This is a genomic window from Candidatus Magnetaquiglobus sp. (assembly GCF_058402785.1).
Map to the genome: position 1 here is coordinate 33,440 of NZ_JBZVFG010000038.1, position 3,884 is coordinate 37,323.

Annotated in this window: 4 protein-coding genes; 1 reads left to right on the top strand and 3 read right to left on the bottom strand. The window is 63.5% G+C overall.

The window, feature by feature from the left end:
• Window positions 1-12: 12 nt before the first annotated feature.
• Genes ACV4UY_RS12330 through ACV4UY_RS12340 form a run of 3 tightly spaced genes read right to left on the bottom strand, consistent with a single transcriptional unit; the run spans window position 13 to window position 3,617 of the window.
• Window positions 13-897 (bottom strand): CoB--CoM heterodisulfide reductase iron-sulfur subunit B family protein, encoded by an 885-nt coding sequence (locus ACV4UY_RS12330; RefSeq protein WP_491607888.1) that lies wholly within the window; start codon window positions 895-897, stop codon window positions 13-15.
• Window positions 898-925: 28 nt separating this feature from the next.
• Entirely contained in the window at window positions 926-1,909 is a 984-nt protein-coding gene (locus tag ACV4UY_RS12335; protein ID WP_491607889.1) for a succinate dehydrogenase/fumarate reductase iron-sulfur subunit, read from the bottom strand.
• 16 nt (window positions 1,910-1,925) lie between these two features.
• Complete coding sequence (locus ACV4UY_RS12340; RefSeq protein WP_491607890.1) at window positions 1,926-3,617, bottom strand: FAD-dependent oxidoreductase; 1,692 nt, start codon at window positions 3,615-3,617, stop codon at window positions 1,926-1,928.
• Window positions 3,618-3,695: 78 nt separating this feature from the next.
• On the opposite strand from ACV4UY_RS12340, the gene ACV4UY_RS12345 reads away from it, so the two are divergent.
• Window positions 3,696-3,884, top strand: a 189-nt coding sequence (locus ACV4UY_RS12345) for a hypothetical protein (protein WP_491607891.1), incomplete at its 3' end; no start/stop codon positions are given.

Genomic DNA, 3,884 nt, shown 5'->3' on the forward strand with positions numbered 1-3,884 from the left:
CCCCGCAACGGTTTACCCGATCCCGCGCTTGGCCAACGCCGCCTCGGGCGACACATGCAATCGGTTCAACCCGGCCTTGCCCTCCAACCCCATGGCCACGGCGATCAATTGGGCGAAATTCATCTCCGGCAGTTCGATGCGCTTGCCCACCACCTTCTCTGCCGGTCCCTGGAACGACCCCATCGACATGTCGCACAAGGTGCACGGGGTGATCATCACCTCGGCGCCCGCCTCTTTCGCGTTCAGACAGTTCCTGGCCACCATCGCGCGCATCTCCACCTTGTCGGAGAGCATGACATGGAACCCGCAACACTTGTCGTGACCGTCATACGCGACCGGTTCGCCACCCAGCAGCACGATCAACCGATCCAGATGGTCGGCCTTTTCGCCGGCCTTGGCATCGAAGATCTCCTCGGGCCGCAGGTTGTGACAACCGTAGAATGGAGCCACCCGCAACCCCTTCAACGGCTTGACCACCTTGGCACGAACCTTCTCGGGATCGATCTGATCGGTGATCACCCACAACAGATGATAGACCTGAATCGAGGCCTGGTAGGGTCGCACCCCGGCCTGGACCAGCACATGGTTTATCTTGTCCAACAACTCCGGTTCGGTTTTGAAACGGTGGTTGGCGTGGGTCAAAGTCTGGAGACAGGTGTTGCAGATGGTCACCAGATCCCGTCCCCCCTCCTCGGCCTCGGAGAGGATGCGTGCCGCCACGGCCAAAGAGAAGGCCGGCCTGGTCTCGCGCAGACTCACCGCGCCGCAACAGGTGGCACGCGGCATCTCATGCAGGGTGATGCCCAGGCTGCCGGCCACGGCGCGGGCGGCCACGTCGGCCTCCTTCTGCACCTGCTTGGCCGCGCAACCCGGATAATAGGCGAAATCGAGTTTCATGAAAGATCTCCTTTGCGCAAGGCGGTCCCTATTCCGGGACCACCTCCTTGGCCTTGGTTTCCACGTCCAGGGGGGTCTCTTCGAGGATCTCGTAGATCTTGGCGAGTTCCTTCAATCCCTTGGACTTGTGCGGCAGTGGCGAGGGAACCTTGCCCTTTTTCATCAGGTGCAGGGCGGTGTCGAGTTCCGCGAGCGTGCCGAGAATGCCCACGGTGCGCATCATCAGGGTGAACTCGTTGAGCGAGCCGGATTTTTTGATGTCCTGGTGGAAGGCCAGGGCGTGCTTGGGACCCGGACCGTCGCCGAGCCCCTTGTCGATGCCGCGGGTGCGCAGCTTGACGATCGCCTCCATCGGCTTGACATCCTTGGGGCAGGTCTCCACGCACATGGCGCAACGGGCGCAGGTCCACATCATGTGGGGTTCGGAGAGTTGCTCCAGCCGGCGCTTTTTCTGTCCTTCGCGGGGGTCGGAGACGAACCGGAACGCCTTGGCCAAGGCCGCCGGACCGATGAATTCGGAACTCACCTCGGCCATGGTGCAGTCCGAATAGCAACTGCCGCACAGGATGCACTGGGTGACGTGGTTGACCTGATCGTACGCGGTGCGCTCCAGCACGGCATCGGTATCCGGACCGTCCTGGAGATAGGGCCGGATCTGGTGGATCTTCTCGAAGAAGGGATCGATGTCGATGGCCAGATCCTTGAGGATCGGCTGATTGGCCTGGGGTGCGATCACCACCACGCCGTCACGGGCCACGCTGCCGACGTGAGTCTTGCAGGCCAAACGGGTGCGACCGCCGATTTTCATGGCGCACGAGCCGCAGATGGCCGAGCGACAGGACTGCCGGAAGGTGAGGGAACCATCCTGCTCGCCCTTGATCTCCTCGAGAATGGTGAGGATGGTGGTGGTGGGGGTCGCGGGGACGGTGTATTCGCGCCATTCGGACTGGATGGGTCCGACCGCGCCCTTGCGGTTGCGCTGGATGCGAATGGTATAGGGGGTCGTGCTCATCGTGGGCCTCGTCTCGTCAATAGGTGCGGACCTTGGGGGCGTATTCGGCCTTGCCCACGGTGCGGACCGGTTCGTGGGAGAGGGTGACCGCTCCCAGGGAGCTGTCCCAGTGGCTCAGGGTGTGCTTGCGCCAGTTGTCGTCGTCACGATTGGGATGATCGGTGCGGGAGTGGGCCCCGCGGGACTCCGGACGCGCCTGGGCGCCGCGCAGGATGCATTCGGCCAGATCGATCAGATGGCCCAGTTCCACCGCACGCAGCAGGTCGATGTTGAAGTCGTCGGCGTGGTCGTCCAGGTGGATGCGGGTGTAATCGTCGCGCCAGCCGGCGATCTCGGCCACACCGGCATCCAGCCCCTCCGGGGTGCGGAATACCCCGCAATGGAGATTCATGGCCCCGGCCATGCGGTGGTGCAGGGCGCTGGGACGCAATCCCTTGTTCGGACGGGCCTTGAGGTCGGCCAGATTGGCCCGGACCGCCTCCACGGCGCTGTTGTCGAAGTCGCGGAAGGTCTCTTTCCTGACGGATGCGGCGCAGTGGGCGCCGGTGATCTTGCCGAAGACGATGGTGTCGAGCAAGGAGTTGCCACCCAGACGGTTGGCTCCGTGCACCGAGACGCAGGCCGCCTCGCCGGCGGCGTACAGACCGGGCAAGGGCGAGGCGCCGAACTTGTCGGTGCGAATGCCCCCCATGGAGTAGTGGGCGGTGGGACGGACCGGGATGGGCGCGTGGATCGCGTCCACACCCTCCAGATCGAGGGAGAGTTGGCGGATCTGCGGCAGTCGTTCCAGGATCTTCTCGGCGCCCAGATGGCGCAGATCGAGGAAAATGGCGCCATCCTTGCCGCGTCCTTCGATGATTTCGGTCTGCTCGGCCCGCGACACCACGTCGCGGGAGGCCAGTTCCAGTTTGTTGGGGGCGTACTTGCCCATGAACCGTTCGCCCAGGGCATTGATCAGATAGCCCCCTTCGCCGCGTGCCCCTTCGGTGACCAGAATCCCGGAGGTGCGCAGGCCGGTGGGGTGGAACTGCACGAACTCCATGTCCGCCAGCGGCGCGCCGGCGCGCAGGGCCAATGCCATGCCGTCACCGGTGTTGGTGGTGGCGTTGGTGTTGGAGAGAAAGACCCGTCCATACCCGCCGGTGGCCATCAACACCCCCTTGCCGCGCAATCCGAAGAGCGCGCCGGTCTTGATGTCGTAAGCCACCACGCCGGAGACCGCTCCCGCCTGATCGGTGACCAGGCGCATGACGCTGCACTCCTGATAGACCTTGACGCCGGCCTTCACCAGTTGCTCCCACAGGGTGTGCAGCAGCACTTGACCGGTACGGTCCGCAGCGTAGCAGGTACGGTTGAAACTTGCGCCGCCGAAGGCGCGTTGGGCGATCAATCCCCCCTCGATGCGCGAGAAGGGGGTGCCCATGCGATCCATTTCCAGGATCGCCTCCGGGGCCTCCTGGCACATCAGTTCGATGGCATCCTCGTCGCCGATGTAATCCGCCCCTTTCACCGTGTCGTAGGCGTGGGAATCGCGGGAATCCTGGGGATCGATGGCGGCGTTGATGCCGCCCTGGGCCGCGCAGGAGTGGCTGCGCAGGGGGTGGATCTTGGTGACGATGGCGACATCGATGCCCGCTTTGACCCCTTCCAGGGCCGCGCGCATCCCAGCCAGCCCCGCCCCGATGATGATCAGGTCATGGCTTTGCATGGACTCCTCCAAATAACGGACGCGACTCTCCTGAAAATGGAGCGTCCGTTGCCCCTCTTGCGCGTCCTTCAAAGAATAATGAAGCGTGAAGAGATGGATGAAGGATTCTCGATGGGAATCGAGGTGGCGTCACTTTATCCGCATGGCGCGGGGCTTGTCAAAAGGAAATCGACACGAATCGAGGCGTGGAAAATGACGTTTATCGATGTTTGCCATGGAACTCCCGAAGGGAGGTCCATGGCAAAGGGGGGTGAGGGGGTTCTCCCC